Source organism: Streptomyces sedi, assembly GCF_006335015.1.
In the GTDB taxonomy this organism is placed as follows: domain Bacteria; phylum Actinomycetota; class Actinomycetes; order Streptomycetales; family Streptomycetaceae; genus Streptomyces; species Streptomyces sedi.
Map to the genome: position 1 here is coordinate 86,670 of NZ_VDGT01000024.1, position 18,935 is coordinate 105,604.

An 18,935-nucleotide genomic window follows, 5' to 3' on the forward strand; every position below is an offset into this window, starting at 1 on the left:
GCGCCGCCCGAACGGCGTCAGCGGACGGTGAGAAACGCCTCCGGGTCCCGCGCCGGCCGGGGACGCGGCGGCGCGGCGGCGTGTCCGACCGCGACCGCGCCCATCGGGTCCCAGTCGTCCGGCAGCCCCAACGTCCGCCGGACCACGTCCCGGCAGAACATCGTCGAGGAGACCCACGCCGACCCCAGGCCCTCGCCGGCCAGCGCCACCAGCAGGTTCTGCACCCCGGCCCCGGTCGCCACGACGAACATCTCGCGCTCGGCGCGCGCCCTGCGCTCGTCCGGGTAGTCGTGGGCGCCGTCGGTCACCAGACAGGGCACCACCAGATAGGGCGCGCGGCGCAGCACCTCGCCCCGGCGCACGCGCCGTTCCACGCTCTCCTCGGAGCGCCCGTCGCGCCGCAGGTCGGCGATCCACGCCTCCCGCATCGCGTCCAGCAGCTCCGTCCTGGCCTCGGCCGACTCCAGCAGCACGAAGCGCCAGGGCGTGGTGTGGTGCGGCGCCGGCGCGGTCAACGCGGCGGCCACCGCCCGGCGCACCGCCTCCGGGTCGACCGGCTCCTCGGTGAACTCCCGCACCGTGCGGCGCGAGGTCACCGCCTCCCGCACCGCCTCCGAGGTCCCCAACCGGAACATGTCCATGCTGGCGTCCCGCACCAACTCCCGCGCGCGTGCCTCCCCGCCGGTCCGGTGCGCCAGCCCCCGCAGCACGGCGACCGGCAGCCCGTCGGCCTTCCCCTTCACCAGCTCGCCCGCCGCGGCCAGCTCGTCGGCGACCGCGGTGATCGAGACGCCCAGCGGGTTGCCGTGCGAGTCGGTGCCTCCGCGCAGGTCGTCCAGCACGGTGACGCCGGCGGCCCCGATGGCCACGTCCGTCTGCCCCTCGCGCCAGGGCCGCCCGAAGGTGTCCGTGACCACCACGCCGACCTCGACCGACAGCAGCTCGGCCAGCCCCCGGCGGATCGCCTCGGCCGAGGCGTCCGGGTCCTCGGGCAGCAACAGCACGGTGCCGGGCGGGGTGTTGGAGGCGTCGACGCCCGCGGCTGCCATCACGAAGCCGTGCCGGGACTCCACGATCCTGGCCTCGCCCTTGACGGCGACGACCCGGACGGTCTCCTCCTCTATGGCGTCCCGCCGGTCGTCGGCCCGCCGGACCCGGCCCTCGGCCTTGCTGACGATCTTCGAGGTGACGATGACGATGTCCCCGTCGGCCAGCCCGCCCCCCTCCGAAGCCCGCGCCGCCTCCGCGATCAGCTTGGCCAACTCGTCCCCCGGACGGACCTCGGGGATGCCGGGGAGGGCCCAGACCTGGTAAGCGGGCGCCGTCATACGTCGTCGACCTCCGTGGCGATCGTCAGCGCCGCCCGGGCCATCTCGGCGGTCGCTTCGGTGTCCTTCATCAGCAACGGCACGGCCCGGCAACGGATTCCCGCCGCCTCGACCCCGGCGACGGACGCCGCGTCCACCGTGTCCACCAGCCAGGCGTCCAGCAGCCCCGACCCGTAGTGCAGCGCGACGGCGGAGGCGGTCGCCTCGACGCCGACGGCGGCCAGCACCTTGTCGGCCATCCCGCGCACCGGGGCGTCCCCGACGATCGGGGACAGCCCCACGACGGGCACCCCGGCGTCGGCGATGGCCTCCCTGATGCCGGGCACCGCGAGGATGGTGCCGACGCTGACCACCGGGTTGGACGGCGGGAAGATCACGACGTCCGCCTCGGCGATCGCCTCCAGCACCCCCGGCGCCGGCTTCGACTGGTCGGCGCCGACCGGCACCACGGCCCGCGCCGGCACCCCGGCGCGCATCCGCACCCAGTACTCCTGGAAGTGGACCGCGCGCCGGCCCTCCCGCTCGTCGTCGACCAGCACATGCGTCTCGACCCGGTCGTCGGTCATCGGCAGCAGCCGCACACCCGGGTTCCAGCGCTGGCACAGCGCCTCGGTGACCGCGCTCAGCGGGTAGCCGGCGCCCATCATCTGGGTGCGCACGATGTGCGTGGCGAAGTCCCGGTCGCCGAGCCCGAACCACTCGGGCCCGACGCCGTAGGCGGCCAACTCCTCCTTCACGGAGAACGACTCGTCCGCCCGTCCCCAGCCCTGTTCCTCGTGGATGCCGCCACCGAGCGTGTACATCACGGTGTCGAGGTCGGGACAGACCTTCAGGCCGAAGAGATGGATGTCGTCGCCGGTGTTGCCGATCACGGTGACCTCGGCCTCCGGCGCGGCCCGCAACAGGCCGCGCAGGAAGCGGGCGCCACCGATTCCGCCGGACAGAACCACGATGCGTCGCATGTGGCCCAGTCTGTCAGCAGGCGAGGAGGCCCCGGGGGCTGGGGCGCGACGCGGGGGAGTGCGTCGCCTCGCGCCGGGGGCGCATGGGCATCTCGGTCAGCCCAGGGAAGTAGACGTGCAGGCTGACGGCCGGCTCTAGCGCCGCGTTGACCACCTCGTGGACGTAGCCGGGGGCGAAGACCCGCAGCGAGCCGGGCGTGAGCACCCGCTCGCCGCGCCCGGCGGCGTGCTCGGTCAGCGCGCCGGCGAGCACCGTGTACACGCCGGACGAGGGACCGTGGTCGTGGCGCCCGCTGCCCTGCCCCGGCAGCCAGCTCAGCAGCCAGACCTCGTAGCCAGGGCCGACCCGCAGCCGGTGGTACCAGCGGCTGGTCGCGTCGTACCGCACCAGGGAACGCCAACACTCCCGATCACCCGCGAGCGCGACGGCCAGCCCCGCGAAGCCGGCGACCGTGGTCGGGTGCGCGGCGGGGGCGGGCAGCAGGTGGGGGAGGGCCAGCGGGTCGCCGGCGATGGCGTTGTCGTTGTCCATGGAGTGCGATGCGCCTCGGATGGTCGTGGAGCCCGGCCGCTTCCGTCAGTAGACGGCCTGTCAACAGGGCGTGCTGTCCCCCGCATTGTTTCATCAGATCCGGGCTCCGGGGACCGCCGAAAGGTTTATCCGTGTCCACTCCGGGAGAAGCGCCGGATCATCCGGCCGTCAGCGAGGGCGCGTTGCGCGTCCGTGATCTGGGCGTGACCCTCGCCACCGCCGCGCGCTCCCTCGCAACAAAACCGCGCTCTCGTTCGTTTCTCTGTGCGAGGGCGCCGAACCGGCCGGGGGAACCGGTGGAATGTGGGACGGATGCCCGAAGGTGGTTGAGGGATTTGTGCCGATTTGAACACTTTCCGTGTGAGTGTGGTGCCACAGGGTGAATCATCGGGTGAATGGCAGATCGTGGCTTGACTGCCGGTGAGCGGCCCACCTGTAATTTCACTCATGTCGTTCGACCGGCACGGATAACGACGGCATCACGGGGACGCAACGAAGGCGAGGGGTGCGCACATGACCGAGCTGTTCGAACAACTGCTGGTCGAGGAAGCCGACGAGGAGCTTGGCTGGCAGGAGCGCGCGCTCTGCGCGCAGACCGACCCCGAGTCCTTCTTCCCCGAGAAGGGGGGCTCCACCCGCGAGGCCAAGAAGGTCTGCCTCGCCTGCGAGGTGCGCTCCGAGTGCCTTGAGTACGCCCTCGCCAACGACGAACGGTTCGGCATCTGGGGCGGGTTGTCCGAGCGCGAGCGCCGCCGCCTGAAGAAGGCCGCGGTCTGAGGGGGCGTCCTCCCCGAGCCCCGGACCATCCCGGTGCCTCCCGGCCGAAGGGCGCGGACGGTCCCAGCCGCTAGTGTGGTGCGCTGTCCGAGGCGACAAGCGCCACTCCTCACGGAGCAGCGTCGTCCACCACCGTCCAGCGAACCGGGGCCAGCACCTCGATGTCCGTGCACAGCCAGTCGGCGGCGCAACCGCAGGCCGCCCATCCCGAACTTCCCCGGCACGTCGTCACCGCCGTGCTCGTCTCGCACGACGGCGAACGCTGGCTCCCCGAGGTCCTGCGCGGAATCCTCGGCCAGGAGCGGCCCGTCCAGGACGTGATCGCTGCGGACACCGGCAGCGCCGACGAGTCGGCGAACCTGGTGACCGAAGCCCTCGGCGCGGAACGGGTGTTGCACCTCGCCCGCCGCACCGGCTTCGGCGCGGCCGTCGCCGAGGCGGCCCGCACCGCGCCCGTTCTCACCCCGGACGACCTCCCCTATCTACGGCGGCCCGCCGCCTGGGACCCGGTCAACCGCCGCTGGGACAACAGCACCTACGACCTGCCCGAGCTGCCACACGGCGAACCGGTGCACTGGCTCTGGCTGTTGCACGACGACTCGGCCCCCGCCCCGGACGCCCTCGCGCACCTGCTGCGCCAGGCCGACGCCAGCCCCTCGACCGCCATCGTCGGCGGCAAGCTGCGCGGCTGGTACGACCGCAGGCAGCTGCTGGAGGTCGGCGTCTCCCTCGCCTACAGCGGACGCCGCTGGACCGGCCTCGACCGCCGCGAGCAGGACCAGGGGCAGCACGACCGGGTCCGCCCCGTGCTCTCCGTCTCCACCGCCGGGATGCTCATCCGGCGCGACGTCTACGAGCGGCTCGGCGGCTTCGACCGCCGGCTGCCGCTGACCCGCGACGACGTCGACATCTGCTGGCGCGCCCACGCGGCGGGCCACGGCGTGCTGATCGCCCCCGACGCCGTCTTCCGACACGCGGAGGCCGCCACCAGGGAACGCCGTTCCATCGACTGCGCCGGCCGCCTCGGAGGCAGCCCGCACCGGGTCGACAAGGCCGCCGCCACCTACGCGCTGCTGGCCAACGCCCGCACCCGGGTGCTGCCCTGGGTCGCCTTCCGGCTGGTCCTCGGCACCCTGCTGCGCATCCTCGCCTATCTCGTCGGCAAGCAGCCGGGACGCGCGCTCGACGAGGCCGCCGGGCTGCTCGCCACCGTGCTGCGCCCCGGCCGGCTGATCGGCGCCCGGCGCAGCCGCGCCGCCGCCAGGGCTCCCGACCAGGACCCGAAGGAGCTGAGAGCGCTCCTGCCACCGCCGGGCGCCACCGTCCGCTCCACCATCGAGCAGGTCGCGAGCAACCTCGGCGGTCGCGCCGAGCCTGCCTCCGCCTCCAGCGGCCGGCACGGCGCCGTCGAGTCCGGGCCGAGCGACGACGACGGCGACGTGTTGGACGTCGAGCAGTTCGCCCGCCTCAAGCGGCTGGCGCGCCGGCCGGGGCCCGTGCTCTTCCTCGTGCTGCTCGTGGTCTCGCTGCTCGCCTGCCGTGACCTGGTCGGCGGCGGCGCGCTCAGCGGCGGCGCCCTGCTGCCGATGCCGGCCGACGCCGGCACCCTCTGGGACCGTTACCTGACGACCTGGCAACCCGTCGGCACCGGCGGCACGGAGTCGGCGCCGCCGTTCGTCGGGCTGCTGGCGTTCCTGTCCAGCCTGCTGCTCGGCAACACGGGTCCCGCGATGACCCTGCTGCTGGTCTGCTCCATCCCGCTGGCCGGCGTCAGCGCCTATCTGACCTCGCGACCGCTGGTCATGTCCCGGCTGCTGCGCGCCTGGGGCAGCGTCGCCTACGCGTTCCTGCCCGCCGTCACCGGCGCGCTCGCCGGCGGACGGATCGGCACCGCGCTGCTCGCCGTGCTGCTGCCGCCGCTGGCCCGCGCCGCGGTCGCCGCCGCCGGCCACACCAGGGGCGACGGCATCGGCCCCTGGCGCGCGGTGTGGGCCGCGGCGCTGCTGCTGACGCTGGGCTCCGCGTTCACGCCCGTGATCTGGCCGATGGCGGTGCTGCTCGCCGTCCTCGCGCTGCTGCTGCCACTGCGGATGCCCGTGGCGGTCCGGCGGGCGCGCGCGCTGCGGTTCGCCGCCGCGCTGGCCACGCCGGTGCTGGTGCTCGCGCCCTGGTCGCTGTCGACGCTGCTGAGCCCCGACGCGTTCCTCGACGAGGTCGGCCTGTCGTACGAGACCGGTTCGGCCGACGCCACGCAGCTGCTCAACCTCAGCCCGGGCGGCCCGGGAACGCCCTCCTCCTGGCTGCTGCTCGGCGTGCTGCTCGCCGCGCTCGGCGCGCTGCTGCGCGGCGAGCGCCGGCTGGCCATCCACACCGCCTGGGCCGGCGCCCTGGTCGCGCTGCTCTTCGCCATCTGGTCCGACACCGACGGCTGGGCCGGCCCCGCCGTCCTGGTCTACGGCCTGGCGCTGCTGAGCGCCGCGCTCCTCGGCGCCGACGGCGCCCGCTACCGCGTCGCCGCCCGCAGCTTCGGCTGGCGCCAGCCGCTGGCCGTCGCCGTCGCCGGCGCCGCCGCGATCGGCCCGCTGCTGGCCGCCGCCGGGTGGGTGCTCGACGGCGCCGACGGGCCGCTGCGCCGCAGCGACCCGGTGCAGGTCCCGGCGTTCGTCGCCGAGGAGAGCGCCGCCCGCGACCAGGCCCGCACCCTGGTCCTGACCGCCGACGGCGGGCGGGAGGCCGAGGTCGACGAGGTCTCCTACGCGCTGGTGCGCGGCTCGGGCGCCCGCCTCGGCGACGCCGACCTCGCGGAACTCCTCGGCGAGGACGAGACGTTGAGCGAGGCCGTCGGCGACCTCACCGCGGGCACGGGCGCCGACCAGACCCGGGCGCTCGCCGACTACGCGGTCCGCTACGTCCTGGTCCAGGACGGCAGCCCGCGCGAGCTGCACCGCACCCTCGACACCACCCCCGGCCTCCAGCGCCTCAGCCAGGAGGACGGCAGCGCCCTGTGGCGGGTCAACCGGGACGTCGCCCGCGCGATGGTCCTGCCAGCCGAGGAGGAGGGCCCGGACGCCGAGCCCGTTCCGCTGCCGGCCGAGGCCGTCGAGGTCCACACCGACCTGCCCGAGGGGCCGGCCGGCCGGGTGCTGCGACTCGCCGACCGCGCCGACGAGGGCTTCCGGGCCACGCTCGACGGCCAGTCGCTCACCCCGGTGACCGTCAACGGCTGGGCGCAGGGCTTCGAACTGCCGGCCGGGGGCGGCCGGTTGGACGTCGTGTACGAGACCTCGGGGCTGCACACCCTGTGGGTCTGGGCGCAGGGCTTCGGCCTGCTGGTGCTGGTGGTGCTCGCGCTGCCGGACCGCCGCCGTGAGCTGGACGACGACCTGCCGGAGGCCGAGGCGCCGGCGCCGCAGGGCCGCCGCGCCAGGCGCGCCGCCGTTCCCGCGCAGGGCGCGGCGCCGGCCGACGAGTCCGTCGACCACGAGGCGCCCGCCGCGCCGGCCGAGACTCCGCCCGAGCCGCCGGCCGCCCCCGAGTGGCGGCCGGAGCAGCCCGAGCCCTACGCGCCGGCGGGCGAGCCGCACGGGGGGACTGTTCCCCCGCCGCAACAGCCCTACGACGACTGGACGGCCCAGCCCTACCAGCAGCCCTACGACCCGTCCGGCCAACAGGGCTACGACCCGTCGTACGGCCAGGGCCAGGGCCAGAGTCAGGGCTACGGCCAGGGCCAGGGCTACCCCTCCCCCTATGACTATCCGACCGACTATGGCGACGGGAGTGATCGCCGGTGAACCGCCTCCCCCTGCCGCTGCTCGGTGTCCTGGTGGCGTTGCTCGCCCTGACCGGCGTCGCCACGATGCGCGGCGACGCCGGCGAGGAGCAGACCACCCGGCAGGCCCAGCCCCTCCCGGTGGAACGCACCGCGTTGACCTGCCCGCGCCCGACCGGCGCGGCGGCGCAGACCACCTGGTACACGGGGTTCACCCCGCCCACCGAGAGCGTCCGCTCCGAGGAGGGCGCCGCCACCCTGCTGCCCGCCCCCGAGCACACCCCCGACCCCGGCGCCACCGACCCGGACGAGGACGGCGGCGGGAGCGACGAGGAGAACGAGGAGGACGCCGAGGCCCCCGAGCCCGTTCTGGAGCTGACCGAGCCCGGCCTGCCGGTCACCGCGACCGTCGACGACGCCGACGCCCCCGCCCTGACGGGCACGGCCGACCACCTGCTGGCGCCGGGATGGACCGTCCAGCAGACCACCGTCGTCGACTCCGGCGAGGGCAAGGGCGCCCTGGGCACCTCCTGCCAGACGCCGGACACCGAGTTCTGGTTCACCGGCGCCAGCGCCGCCGAGGACCGCCACGACTACGTCCACGTCACCAACCCCGACGAGGCGGCGACCGTCGTCGACATCGAGGTTTACGGCGCCGAGGGCGAGTTGGACGCCGAGCAGGGGCAGGGCATCACCGTCCCCGGCCACAGCGGCGTCGCGATCCGCCTCGCCACCCTGCTCGGCGAGGCGGAGCCGGACCTCGCCGTGCACGTCGCCGCCCGCAGCGGCCGGGTCGGCGCGCAGATCGAGGTCGTCGACGAGTCCCTCGGCACCGACTGGCTGCCGCCCGTCACCGACCCGGCGGCCGACACCCTGGTGCTCCCCGGCATCCCCGCCGGGGTGAACGGGGTGCGGCTCTCGGTCTTCGCCCCCGGCGGCCAGGACGTGTCGCTGAACGTCGGCCTCGCCGGCCCCGGCGGCACCATCACCCCGGCGGGCAACGAGTCGGTCAACGTCGTCGCCGGCACCGTCACCACCGTCGAACTCGGCGACCTCACCCAGGGCGAGGCGTCCTCCCTCGTGCTGACCAGGCAGGACGGCACGGGCTCCGGGCCCGTGGTCGCCAGCCTGCACGTGGTGGCGGGCGGGGAGGGGGACCGCGAGTCCGCGTTCCTCCCGGCCACCGAGCCGATCGACGAGCGCGCCACCATCTCGGGGAACACGACCTCCGGCACCCGGCTCGCCCTGCTCGCCCTCGACGAGACGGTCGAGGTGGACCTCACCTACTCCGCGGGCGCGGACGGCGGCGAGCCGGTCACCGAGACGTACACCGTGGACCCGGGAACCACCGTGGAGATCGCCCCCGAGCTGGACGGCACGGAGGGGAACTACGCGATCACCCTGGAACCCTCGGGCGGCGGCACGCTCCACGCCGCCAGGACCCTGCTGGTGGACAGGGACGGCGCCACGGCGTTCACCACCCAGACGATCCCGGACGACGGCTCCACCGTCTCCGTCCCCGAGACGGACCCCGACCTGTCCCTGCTGGTCGACTGAGTACCCTCCGCCACCGGCGCGCGCCGGGGTGGTCGCCTTCGGGTGACCGCCCCGGCGCGCCGCTTTCCCCACGGCTTTCCCGACGCTTTCCGGCCCGGTTTCGGCGTTTTCCGGCCCGGTTCAGTCCTGTCCGTACTGCGGGTCGACCGACTCGGGAGCCAGCCCCAGCAGCTCGGCGGCCTGCTCGACCACCACCTCGTGGACCAGCTGCGCGCACTCGTCGCGACTGCGGCTGCGCAGCTCGACCGGCCTGCGGTAGACCACGATCAGGGCCCGCCGCCCGCGCGACGCCCGCACGATCCCGCCCAGCGGCACGGCGCCGTCCTGCGAGGAATCGCGCAGCACCGGCACCTCGCGGACCAGGAACTCCACCCCGTCCAGCTGCGGCAACCGCCGCCGCAGCCGCTCCGCGGAGTCGTCCACCAGCGAGTCGAAGGTGTCCGCGCGGCTCACCGCGAGCGGCACCTGCGGCGGGGCCAGGGGACCGCGCATACCTCGACCGTGCCGGTCCCGGCGCCGATGGCGCTCGGGCTGGCCGGACACGGGTGGGGGGACTCCGCCGGACTTGTCCATCGCATCGACGATAGATCAGAAAGCCCTCCCCCGGTCAGAGCGCCTCGGACCGGGGCACGCCCCCGGCCCCCACCGCCACGCAACACCCGTCCGCCCTGGGCGAATCCGGGCACTGCGGGCGGGAACGGGACGACACGGCGGGGTGACGCCGCCCCGAGTCGTCGCGGCCCGCTCAGGAGTGCGGTACGGTCCAACATCGTGAGCCCCGTACGTCGCTGTTCGCGCACCGCGTGCGGCCGTCCCGCCGTGGCGACGTTGACGTATGTCTACGCGGACTCCACGGCCGTCCTCGGTCCGCTCGCCACCTATGCCGAACCCCACTGCTACGACCTCTGTGCGGAGCACTCGGAGCGCCTGACCGCGCCGCGCGGCTGGGAAGTGGTCCGCCTCGCCATGGACCCGGCGACCACCCGGCCCAGCGGCGACGACCTCGAAGCCCTGGCCGACGCCGTCCGCGAGGCCGCCAGGACCCCGACGCCGCCGCCCGAGCCCCCGCCGGGCCCGCCCGTGCCGCGCGGCGGCACCGGCGACCCGGTCGAGGTCGCCCGGCGCGGACACCTGCGCATCCTGCGCTCCCCCGAGCCGTAGGGTCGCCCCGGTACATTGAGGGCGCGCGCACCGTGGCGCCGCCGTTCACCGCACCGCCGTTCACCCGAAGCCTCAAGACAAGGGGTCAGCTGTGCCGGACCTGTCGCAGATCGTGAAGGCCTACGACGTGCGGGGCGAGGTCCCCGACCAGTGGGACGAGTCGCTGGCCGAGCTGTTCGGCGCCGCGTTCGTCCAGGTCACCCAAGCCGCCGCCGTGGTCATCGGCCACGACATGCGTCCCTCGTCGCCCGGCCTCGCCGGGGCCTTCGCCCGGGGCGCCGCCGGCCGCGGCGCCGACGTCACCGAGATCGGCCTCTGCTCGACCGACCAGCTGTACTACGCGAGCGGCGCACTCGACCTGCCGGGCGCCATGTTCACCGCCAGTCACAACCCCGCGCGCTACAACGGCATCAAGATGTGCCGCGCCGGCGCCGCCCCCGTCGGCCAGGACACCGGCCTCGCCGAGATCCGCGCGCTCGTCGAGCGCTGGGCCGAGGAGGGCGCCCCGGCCCCCGTGGAGACCCCGGGTACCGTCGGCCGGCGCGACGTCCTCACCGACTACGCCGCCCATCTGCGTTCCCTCGTCGACCTGGAGACCATCAGGCCGCTGCGGGCCGTCGTCGACGCCGGCAACGGCATGGGCGGCCACACCGTGCCCACCGTCTTCGACGGGCTGCCGGTCCACCTCGACCCGATGTACTTCGAGCTGGACGGCACCTTCCCGAACCACGAGGCCAACCCGCTGGACCCCGCCAACATCGTCGACCTCCAGGCCCGCGTCCGCGAGACGGGTGCCGACATCGGCCTCGCCTTCGACGGCGACGCCGACCGCTGCTTCGTCGTCGACGAACGCGGCGAGCCCGTCTCCCCGTCCGCGATCACCGCCCTCGTCGCCGCGCGCGAACTGGCCAAGGACCCCGGCGCCACCGTGATCCACAACCTGATCACCTCCTGGTCGGTCCCGGAGGTGGTCAGGGAGAACGGCGGCAACCCGGTCCGCACCCGCGTCGGCCACTCGTTCATCAAGGCCGAGATGGCCCGCACCGGCGCGATCTTCGGCGGCGAGCACTCGGCGCACTACTACTTCCGCGACTTCTGGAACGCGGACACCGGGATGCTCGCCGCGCTCCACGTGCTCTCCGCCCTCGGCCACCAGGACCAGCCGCTCTCCGGGCTGGTCGCCGCCTACGACCGCTACCCCGCCTCCGGCGAGATCAACAGCCGCGTCGCCGACCAGGCCGGCCGCGCCGCCGCCGTCCGCGCCGCCTACGCCGACCGGGACGGAGTCACCCTCGACGAGCTGGACGGGCTCACCGTCACCGCCGACGACTGGTGGTTCAACCTCCGCGCCTCCAACACCGAGCCCCTGCTCCGGCTGAACATCGAGGCCAGGGACGCCGACACCGTCGAGAAGGTACGCGACGAGGTGCTCGCCCTCGTCCGCGCCTGACCCGCCAAGGCCCTGTCGAGCACCACCCGGGCGGCCGGGCACCCGGTGCCGGGCCGCCCACCCTGCGGGTAGGGTTGACCGTCGCGTCACCCGCCCACCCACGCTCCGCCGGAGGAAGCCGTGCCGCTCGTCGAAGACGCCCTGCTGGACATCCTCGCCTGCCCCGTCTGCCACGCCCCGCTGCGCGCCGACGAGCAGGAGAACGAGCTGGTCTGCACCGGCGACGCCTGCGCCCTCGCCTACCCGGTGCGCGACGGCATCCCCGTCCTGCTGGTGGACGAGGCCCGCCGGCCCGGCTGAGCCCGCCCGGCCCCGACGGAGCCCGCCATGTTCGACGAAGCGCTGCTCGACGCCCCCGACCAGCTCCTGCGTGCCGACCCCCGAGGGCTGCTGCGCGCCGCCGCGAGCGCCGGCGCGCAGGTGCGGAGCGCGGCGCGCGGCGCCGCCGAGTCGCCCCTCGTGCGGCTCACCCCCGAGGGCCGGCCGGGGACCGTGCTGCACGCCGGGCTCGGCCCCCAGGTCCCGCTGCTCGCCGACCTGTTCGGGGCGCTGGCCGGGGACGCCCTGCGGGTCGAGACCCTGCGCCCCGGCGGCCCCGCCGCCGACCCCGGCGCCCTGACCTGGTCGCTGCCCCGGTGGGTCGGCCCCCTCGACCTGCTGCTGATCACCAGCCTCGACGGCGTCGAGCCCGGGCTCGCGCTGCTCGTCGAGGCCGCCGCGCGACGCGGCTGCTCCGTCGTCGCCGTCACCCCCGAACGCTCCCCGCTCGCCGAGGCCGTCACCCACCGCAGGGGGCTGCTGCTTCCGTTGACCGGCGCCCCGTTCCAGGAGCCGACCGGCACGCGCGCCGCGCCCGGCCCGGCGTGGGCGCTGCTCACCCCGCTGCTGCTGCTCGGTGACCGGCTCGGCCTCTTCGAGGCCTCCGACGCCACCCTCCAGCTGGTCGCCGACCGCCTCGACGGCGTCGCCGAACGCTGCGGCCCCGCCACCCGCACCCAGGACAACCCGGCCAAGGAGCTGGCCGCCCACCTCGGCGCCGCGCTCCCGCTGCTGTGGAGCGAGGGCCCGCTGTCCGGCGTCGTCGCCCGGCACGCCCGCCGCACCCTGATCGGCCTCGCCGGCCGCCCCGCGCTTGAGGCCGCGCTGCCCGAGGCGCTGGAGACCCACGCCCCGCTGCTCAGCGGCGACCTCGCCGGAGCCACCGACCCCGACGACTTCTTCCGCGACCGCGTCGAGGAGCCCGAGCCGCTGCGCCCGTACCTCCTGCTCTTCCGCGACCCGCCGCCGAACGGTGCCCCCGGCGGACTGCCGTCCGCGGCGGACGCGGCGCGCGACCTCGCCTTCGACCGCGGGGTCGGCGTCGCCGAGCTCGCCCCCGAGCCGGGCGAACCCCTGGTCGCGCTCGCCCGTTCGCTCGCCGAGACGGACCTCGCCGCCGTCTATCTGACGCTCGCCGCCGGCCCCCGCGGCTGACGCCCACCCGCACGAAGGACCCCCCCATGGACCGCCTGCAGAACACCGTCCGGCCCTATGCCTGGGGCTCCACCACCGCGCTCCCCGAGCTGCTCGGCACCGAGCCGACCGGCGAGCCGCAGGCCGAGCTGTGGATGGGCGCCCACCCCGGCGCCCCCTCCCGCCTGGACCGCGGCGCGGGCGCCGTGACGCTGGACCAGGTGATCGCGGCCGACCCCGAGGGCGAGCTGGGCGCGGCGACCACCGCCGCGCTCGGGGCCCGGCTCCCGTTCCTGCTCAAGCTGCTCGCGGCCGGCGCCCCGCTCTCGCTCCAGGTCCACCCCGACCTCGCCCAGGCCGCCGCCGGCTTCGCCGAGGAGGAGGCCAACGGCGTCCCGCTGGACGCCCCGCACCGCAACTACCGCGACGCCAACCACAAGCCCGAGCTGATCTGCGCGCTCACCGCGTTCGACGGGCTCTGCGGCTTCCGGCCGGCGTCCGGGACTGCCGAGCTGTTCGACGCGCTGGGCGTCGACGAACTCAAGCCGTACGCCGACCTGTTGCGCGCCCGCCCGGAGGGCGACGCGCTGCGCGAGGTCTTCACCGCCGTGCTGACCGCCGAACCGGAGGCCGTGGCCCGGACGGTGGAGCTGGCCGCCGGTGCCGCCGCGCGGCTCGCCGCCGAGCACCCCGACCACCGCTTCGCCGAGGCGTGCGCCGCCTACGCGGAGATCGCCCGCCACTACCCGGGCGACCGGGGCGTCATCGCCGCCATGCTGCTCAACCACGTCCGGCTGGCCCCCGGCGAGGCCCTCTACCTGGGCGCCGGCGTGCCGCACGCCTACCTCGAAGGGCTCGGCGTCGAGATCATGGCGAACTCGGACAACGTGCTGCGCTGCGGCCTCACCCCCAAGCACGTCGACGTTCCCGAGCTGCTGCGCGTCGTCCGCTTCGAGTCCGGCGACCCCGGCGTGCTGCGGCCCGAGCCGGATGCCACGGGCGCCGAGGTCTACGCGACGCCGATCGACGAGTTCCAGCTCTCCCGCCATCTGACCGAGGGCGCCGCCGGGACCGTGCTGCCCGACGGCCGCCCGCAGCTCCTGCTGTGCGTCCGGGGGCGGGTCACGCTGCGCGGCGCGGACGGCGCCCCGTTCGACCTCGCGCCGGGCGACTCGGTCTTCGCGCCCGCCGGCGAATCGGTCGAACTGGGCGGCTCCGGCACGCTGTTCCGCGCCACGGTCGCCGACCGGGTCGCCCGCTGACGGTGGTTCGGGCGCCGGCTGGCCGAGATGAGACCGTTCGCATAGTGCCGCCCGGGGCGCGCGGTGTACATTCGGTGCGTTACCAGATGTCGTTGCTGATGGCAGTCGGGTGCGGTGAGCCGTCACCGCTCAGCCCGGCAGAGGGGTAAGAAGGCCCTCCGACGGACCGTGGCGCAGCGGAAGCCCCGCCCCCACCACCCCTGGGGAAGCGGGCCTCACCGCCGCAGCCTCCTGTCCGCCCACACTCGTCACCGCGTGAGGAGCAGCCGTCATGACAACGACCGCAAACGCCGCTCAGGACTTCAAGGTCGCCGACCTGTCGCTCGCCGAGTTCGGCCGCAAGGAGATCACCCTCGCCGAGCACGAGATGCCGGGACTGATGTCCATCCGCGAGGAGTACGCGGCCAGCCGGCCGCTCGCCGGGGCCCGGATCACCGGCTCGCTGCACATGACCGTGCAGACGGCGGTGCTCATCGAGACGCTGGTCGCCCTCGGCGCCGAGGTCCGCTGGGCCTCGTGCAACATCTTCTCCACCCAGGACCACGCCGCCGCCGCGATCGCCGCCGCCGGCATCCCGGTCTTCGCCTGGAAGGGCGAGACCCTCGACGAGTACTGGTGGTGCACCGAGCAGGCGCTGACCTGGCCCGGCACGCCGACCGGCGGCCCCAACATGATCCTCGACGACGGCGGCGACGCCACCCTGCTGCTGCACAAGGGCGTCGAGTACGAGAAGAGCGGGCAGGTGCCCGACGTCTCCACGGCGGAGAGCGAGGAGCACGAGGTCATCCTCAAGCTCCTCACCCGCACCGTCGCCGAGACCCCGCGGAAGTGGACCCAGGCCGCCTCCGAGATCCGGGGCGTCACCGAGGAGACCACCACCGGCGTGCACCGCCTGTACGAGATGTTCCGCGACGGGACGCTGCTCTTCCCGGCGATCAACGTCAACGACTCGGTGACCAAGTCCAAGTTCGACAACAAGTACGGCTGCCGCCACTCCCTGGTGGACGGCATCAACCGCGCCACCGACGTCCTGATCGGCGGCAAGGTCGCCGTGGTCTGCGGCTACGGCGACGTCGGCAAGGGCTGCGCCGAGTCCCTGCGCGGCCAGGGCGCGCGCGTGATCATCACCGAGATCGACCCGATCTGCGCGCTCCAGGCCGCGATGGACGGCTACCAGGTCGCCCGCCTCGAAGACGTCGTCGAGACCGCCGACATCTTCGTCACCGCCACGGGGAACCGCGACATCATCCTCGCCTCCCACATGGAGCGGATGAAGCACCAGGCGATCGTCGGCAACATCGGCCACTTCGACAACGAGATCGACATGGCCGGCCTCGCCGCCCTGCCCGGCGTCGTCAAGGACGAGGTCAAGCCCCAGGTGCACACCTGGTCGTTCCCCGACGGGCGCAGCATCATCGTGCTCTCCGAGGGCCGCCTGCTGAACCTGGGCAACGCGACCGGCCACCCGTCGTTCGTCATGTCCAACAGCTTCGCCAACCAGACCATCGCCCAGATCGAGCTGTTCACCAAGCAGAGCGAGTACCCGACCGGGGTCTACGTGCTGCCCAAGCACCTCGACGAGAAGGTCGCCCGCCTCCACCTGAGCGCGCTCGGCGTCCAGCTCACCGAGCTGACCGAGGACCAGGCCGGGTACCTCGGCATCCCGGTCGAGGGCCCCTACAAGCCGGACCACTACCGGTACTGAGCGAAGGCAGTCCGGGCCCGCCGTCCGCGCGGGCCCGGACGCGCCACCGCCCGCACCCATGCCCCAAGGCCGCTACCGCGTCAGCGACCCCGAGGACGGCAGTCCCCTGGGCGAGGAGCGCTTCCACTGCGCCCCCGGCCCGGCGGGCTGGCGGTACACGGGGCGACTCACCGCGCCGGACGGCAGGACGCTGCTGACCACCGACCTCACCCTGGACGCGCTCGGCCGCCAGCTCCGCGTCGAACTCCACGCCGGCGGCTGGCAGTTGCGCGGCGGCGCGCTCGACGGACTGACCTGGGTGCGGATGGCCGGCGACGGCACCGCGCCCGAGGAGGGCAACGCCAGGGCCACCGCCTTCAGCGGGCCGTCCCCCGGCTTCCTCGTCGCCCTGGCCGCCCTGCTGCGGCCCGACGCCACGGAGGACGGCGCCCCCGCCCGCGCGCGGCTCGTCACCGTCACCGCGCCGGCCCTGGCCACCCGCACCCGCGACGAGAGCTGGACGCACCTCGGCGCCGAGAGCCACCCCACGGACAGCGGACCGCTGGTCGTGGACGCCTACGAGATCGCCGACCTGGAGACCGGGGAACGCCACACCGCGCATCTCGCCGGTGACGTCGTACTCGCGGCCCCGGGCGTCGAGTTGGAGGAGCTGGACTCTCCACCCTCCGCCTTCCCCGGAGGACGCTGAGCCGGCGGCCCCGGTCAGGCCGGCGGGGCGAAGCCCGTCCGCCGTCCCGGCACCGGCTCCGGCACCGGCTCCGGCACCGGCTCCGACGCGGCGGCCGGCTCGGGGGCCGCGCCGGGTATCTCCGCCCCCGGCCGGGCCGCCGCCACGGGGGCGCCCACGATCGGCTGGAAGCCACCCGCCGCCGGCACCGCGCCCGCCGCTTCCCCCGCGGCGGCGCCCGGCATCGCCCGGGCCGCGTCCCGGCGCTGCCGCTCGGCCGTCAGCGCGGCCAGAAACTCGTCGGGGGACACGCCCTCCGGCGCCGGCTCCCCGATCCGCGCCACCATGTCGTCGGCCAGCCGCACCGCCAGCGACCACCCCACCGCCGGGTCCAGCTGCCCCGCACGCCCGAGGTAGCGCCGCACCGTGAGCCACAGCTCCTCCGGCACCTGCGACAGGTCCGTCTCCGAGAACCGCCCGTCCCACTCGGCTGACACCGCCGGCATCCGCTCCCGCCTGCGCCCGCGCCACCCGCCGGCCACCCGCTCGCGCACCACCAGCGTCCCGGCGAACACGTCCCCCAGCCGGCGTCCGCGCTCGGAGACCAGCGAGGCCACGCAGGCCACCGAGCCGGCCGTCATCAGCAGCTCGACAAAGCCGATCGCCCCGCGCACCAGCGCGTGCCGAAACCGGATCGGCCCCCCGTCCTCCCGCACCACCCGCAGCCCGCACGCCAGCTTCCCCAGCGACCGCCCGTGGCTGAGGGTCTCCACCGCCACCGGGCCGCCGACCACGACCGCCAGCAGCAGCCCCACCTGCACGGCCGCCGCCGTCGCCGTCCCCAGCGGAAGCACCGTGCTCAACACCACGACGGACAGCAGCAGATAGAGCCCCACGACCGCCACCAGGTCGATCGCCACCGCCAGCGCCCGGCTCGGCAGCCGCGCGGGCTGGAGCCCGAGCACGACGGCGTCCCCCGTGACCACCTGGCCGCTCATCGAAGGCCCCTCTCACCGGACGTGACCGCCGTTTCCCACTTCCGCTGGACAGTGTGACACCGGGGTCTGACAAGCTGCCTCCCATGGACCTCGACGTGTTCGTCGCCGCGCACCGCGCGGAGTGGGAACGGCTCGACGCCCTGATCCGCCGCCGCGGTCGGCTCACGGGGGCCGAGGCCGAGGAGCTGGTGCGGCTGTACCAGCGCGTCGCCACCCAGCTCTCCCAGCTCCAGTCGTCGGCCCCCGACCCCGCGCTGACCAGCAGGCTGACCACCCTGGTCGCCCGTGCCCGCAGCGCGGTGGTCGGCTCCCGCCGGGCGACCTGGCGGGACGCGCTGCTCTTCTTCACGGTCCGCTTCCCCGCCGCCTGCTACCGCACCCGCCACTGGTGGGTGCCGACGGCGCTGCTCTTCACGGCGGTGGTCGCCGCGCTCGGCTGGTGGATCGCCGACGACCCCCAGGTGCGCGCCAGCATCGCCGCGCCCGACGAGCTGCGCGAGATGACCCGACCGGGCGGCGCCTACGAGTCGTACTACTCCAGCAGCCCGGCCGCCGCCTTCTCCGCCCAGGTGTGGACCAACAACGCGCAGGTCGCCGGGATGTCGCTGGCCTTCGGCGCGTTTCTGGGCCTGCCGGTCCTCTGGGTGCTCCTCCAGAACGCGGTCAACCTGGCGACCGGTCTCGGGTTGATGGCCTCCGCCGACCGGCTCGACGTCTTCCTGGGACTGGTCCTCCCGCACGGGCTGCTGGAGCTGACGGCCGTCTTCGTCGCGGCGGGCGTCGGGCTCCGCCTCGGCTGGACGGTGATCGACCCCGGCCCGCGGCGCAGGACGACCGCGCTGGCCCAGGAGGGCAGGGCCGCGCTGGGAATGGCGTTGGGACTGGCCGCCGTGCTGCTGGTCGCGGGAGCGATCGAGGGCTTCGTGACCCCCTCCGGGCTGCCGACCTGGGCCAGGATCGCGGTCGGCGTCGCCGCCGAAGTGGCCTTTCTGCTCTATGTCTTCGTCGTCGGCCGCCGCGCCGTCGCCGCAGGTGAGACGGGCGACGTGGCCGCCGCCGACCGCCCCGTCGAGGCCCCGGTCGCCGCCTGAGCGAGCGCGGCTTGACGGCGCGGGGGGCGAGGCGTAACGTTCTCCGAGCTGCCTCAAAGGCGGTCGTCGTTTTCGGCCGGCCACGGGGAAGCATCCCGCCGCCATGTGTGGCACCCACTTCGTGTGAACCTGATTCCCGGTGAGGGTCTGCTTCGGCTTGTCCGAGGTATGTCCGAATTGGGGTTCCGGAGCCCGGATTTGGAATTCGGGCGGGGTTGGTTCTA

The 18,935-nt window shown here is 74.7% G+C and carries 16 protein-coding genes; 11 read left to right on the forward strand and 5 right to left on the reverse strand.

The genetic code is table 11. From position 1 onward, the window contains the following. Nucleotides 1-17 precede the first annotated feature (17 nt). The 3 genes from FH715_RS24800 to FH715_RS24810 are packed head-to-tail and all read right to left on the reverse strand — an operon-like array spanning nucleotide 18 to nucleotide 2,822. Nucleotides 18-1,328 carry a coenzyme F420-0:L-glutamate ligase gene (locus FH715_RS24800; RefSeq protein ID WP_139649098.1) on the reverse strand — a complete coding sequence of 437 codons (1,311 nt, stop codon included), beginning with the start codon at nucleotides 1,326-1,328 and terminating at the stop codon, nucleotides 18-20. Continuing rightward, complete coding sequence (gene cofD / locus FH715_RS24805; RefSeq protein WP_139649101.1) at nucleotides 1,325-2,290, reverse strand: 2-phospho-L-lactate transferase; 966 nt, start codon at nucleotides 2,288-2,290, stop codon at nucleotides 1,325-1,327. Before cofD ends, FH715_RS24800 begins: the two co-directional genes overlap by 4 nt. Before the next feature lie 13 nt (nucleotides 2,291-2,303). Next, nucleotides 2,304-2,822, reverse strand: coding sequence for a cysteine dioxygenase (locus FH715_RS24810; RefSeq protein WP_139649103.1), 519 nt, complete (start codon nucleotides 2,820-2,822; stop codon nucleotides 2,304-2,306). A gap of 513 nt (nucleotides 2,823-3,335) precedes the next feature. On the opposite strand from FH715_RS24810, the gene FH715_RS24815 reads away from it, so the two are divergent. From FH715_RS24815 to FH715_RS28385, 3 genes are all read left to right on the forward strand, one after another. Next, complete coding sequence (locus tag FH715_RS24815; RefSeq protein ID WP_003950432.1) at nucleotides 3,336-3,599, forward strand: WhiB family transcriptional regulator; 264 nt, start codon at nucleotides 3,336-3,338, stop codon at nucleotides 3,597-3,599. A gap of 161 nt (nucleotides 3,600-3,760) precedes the next feature. Then, nucleotides 3,761-7,390 carry a glycosyltransferase family 2 protein gene (locus FH715_RS24820; protein ID WP_139649105.1) on the forward strand — a complete coding sequence of 1,210 codons (3,630 nt, stop codon included), beginning with the start codon at nucleotides 3,761-3,763 and terminating at the stop codon, nucleotides 7,388-7,390. Continuing rightward, nucleotides 7,387-8,925: a DUF5719 family protein gene (locus tag FH715_RS28385; protein ID WP_170184812.1), complete on the forward strand. Its 1,539-nt coding sequence runs from the start codon at nucleotides 7,387-7,389 to the stop codon at nucleotides 8,923-8,925. Before FH715_RS24820 ends, FH715_RS28385 begins: the two co-directional genes overlap by 4 nt. A gap of 120 nt (nucleotides 8,926-9,045) precedes the next feature. Here FH715_RS28385 and FH715_RS24830 read toward each other — a convergent pair whose 3' ends face one another. Beyond that, the gene (locus FH715_RS24830; protein ID WP_139649108.1) at nucleotides 9,046-9,498 is read right to left on the reverse strand and encodes a metallopeptidase family protein; all 453 of its coding nucleotides are present in this window, start codon (nucleotides 9,496-9,498) and stop codon (nucleotides 9,046-9,048) included. A gap of 198 nt (nucleotides 9,499-9,696) precedes the next feature. Between FH715_RS24830 and FH715_RS24835 the strand changes: the two genes are divergently transcribed. From FH715_RS24835 to FH715_RS24865, 7 genes are all read left to right on the forward strand, one after another. Then, nucleotides 9,697-10,086, forward strand: a complete 390-nt coding sequence (locus FH715_RS24835) for a DUF3499 domain-containing protein (RefSeq protein WP_170184813.1) — start codon at nucleotides 9,697-9,699, stop codon at nucleotides 10,084-10,086. Between the two features lie 91 nt (nucleotides 10,087-10,177). After that, the gene (locus FH715_RS24840; protein WP_139649110.1) at nucleotides 10,178-11,536 is read left to right on the forward strand and encodes a phosphomannomutase/phosphoglucomutase; all 1,359 of its coding nucleotides are present in this window, start codon (nucleotides 10,178-10,180) and stop codon (nucleotides 11,534-11,536) included. A 120-nt stretch (nucleotides 11,537-11,656) separates the two neighbouring features. Next, entirely contained in the window at nucleotides 11,657-11,836 is a 180-nt protein-coding gene (locus tag FH715_RS24845; RefSeq protein WP_139649112.1) for a Trm112 family protein, read from the forward strand. Between the two features lie 27 nt (nucleotides 11,837-11,863). Next, nucleotides 11,864-13,009 carry an SIS domain-containing protein gene (locus FH715_RS24850; protein WP_139649114.1) on the forward strand — a complete coding sequence of 382 codons (1,146 nt, stop codon included), beginning with the start codon at nucleotides 11,864-11,866 and terminating at the stop codon, nucleotides 13,007-13,009. A gap of 26 nt (nucleotides 13,010-13,035) precedes the next feature. Next, nucleotides 13,036-14,250 carry a mannose-6-phosphate isomerase, class I gene (gene manA, locus FH715_RS24855; RefSeq protein WP_139649116.1) on the forward strand — a complete coding sequence of 405 codons (1,215 nt, stop codon included), beginning with the start codon at nucleotides 13,036-13,038 and terminating at the stop codon, nucleotides 14,248-14,250. Between the two features lie 271 nt (nucleotides 14,251-14,521). Then, on the forward strand, nucleotides 14,522-15,955 hold the full coding sequence (ahcY, locus tag FH715_RS24860; protein ID WP_139649118.1) for an adenosylhomocysteinase: 1,434 nt from the start codon (nucleotides 14,522-14,524) through the stop codon (nucleotides 15,953-15,955). 58 nt (nucleotides 15,956-16,013) lie between these two features. Continuing rightward, nucleotides 16,014-16,643, forward strand: coding sequence for a hypothetical protein (locus FH715_RS24865; protein ID WP_139649120.1), 630 nt, complete (start codon nucleotides 16,014-16,016; stop codon nucleotides 16,641-16,643). 14 nt (nucleotides 16,644-16,657) lie between these two features. On the opposite strand, the gene FH715_RS24870 is transcribed toward FH715_RS24865, so the two are convergent. Beyond that, the gene (locus FH715_RS24870) at nucleotides 16,658-17,620 is read right to left on the reverse strand and encodes an RDD family protein (protein ID WP_139649122.1); all 963 of its coding nucleotides are present in this window, start codon (nucleotides 17,618-17,620) and stop codon (nucleotides 16,658-16,660) included. 83 nt (nucleotides 17,621-17,703) lie between these two features. On the opposite strand from FH715_RS24870, the gene FH715_RS24875 reads away from it, so the two are divergent. Further along, entirely contained in the window at nucleotides 17,704-18,711 is a 1,008-nt protein-coding gene (locus FH715_RS24875) for a stage II sporulation protein M (RefSeq protein ID WP_139649125.1), read from the forward strand. The last annotated feature ends 224 nt before the right edge of the window (nucleotides 18,712-18,935 follow it).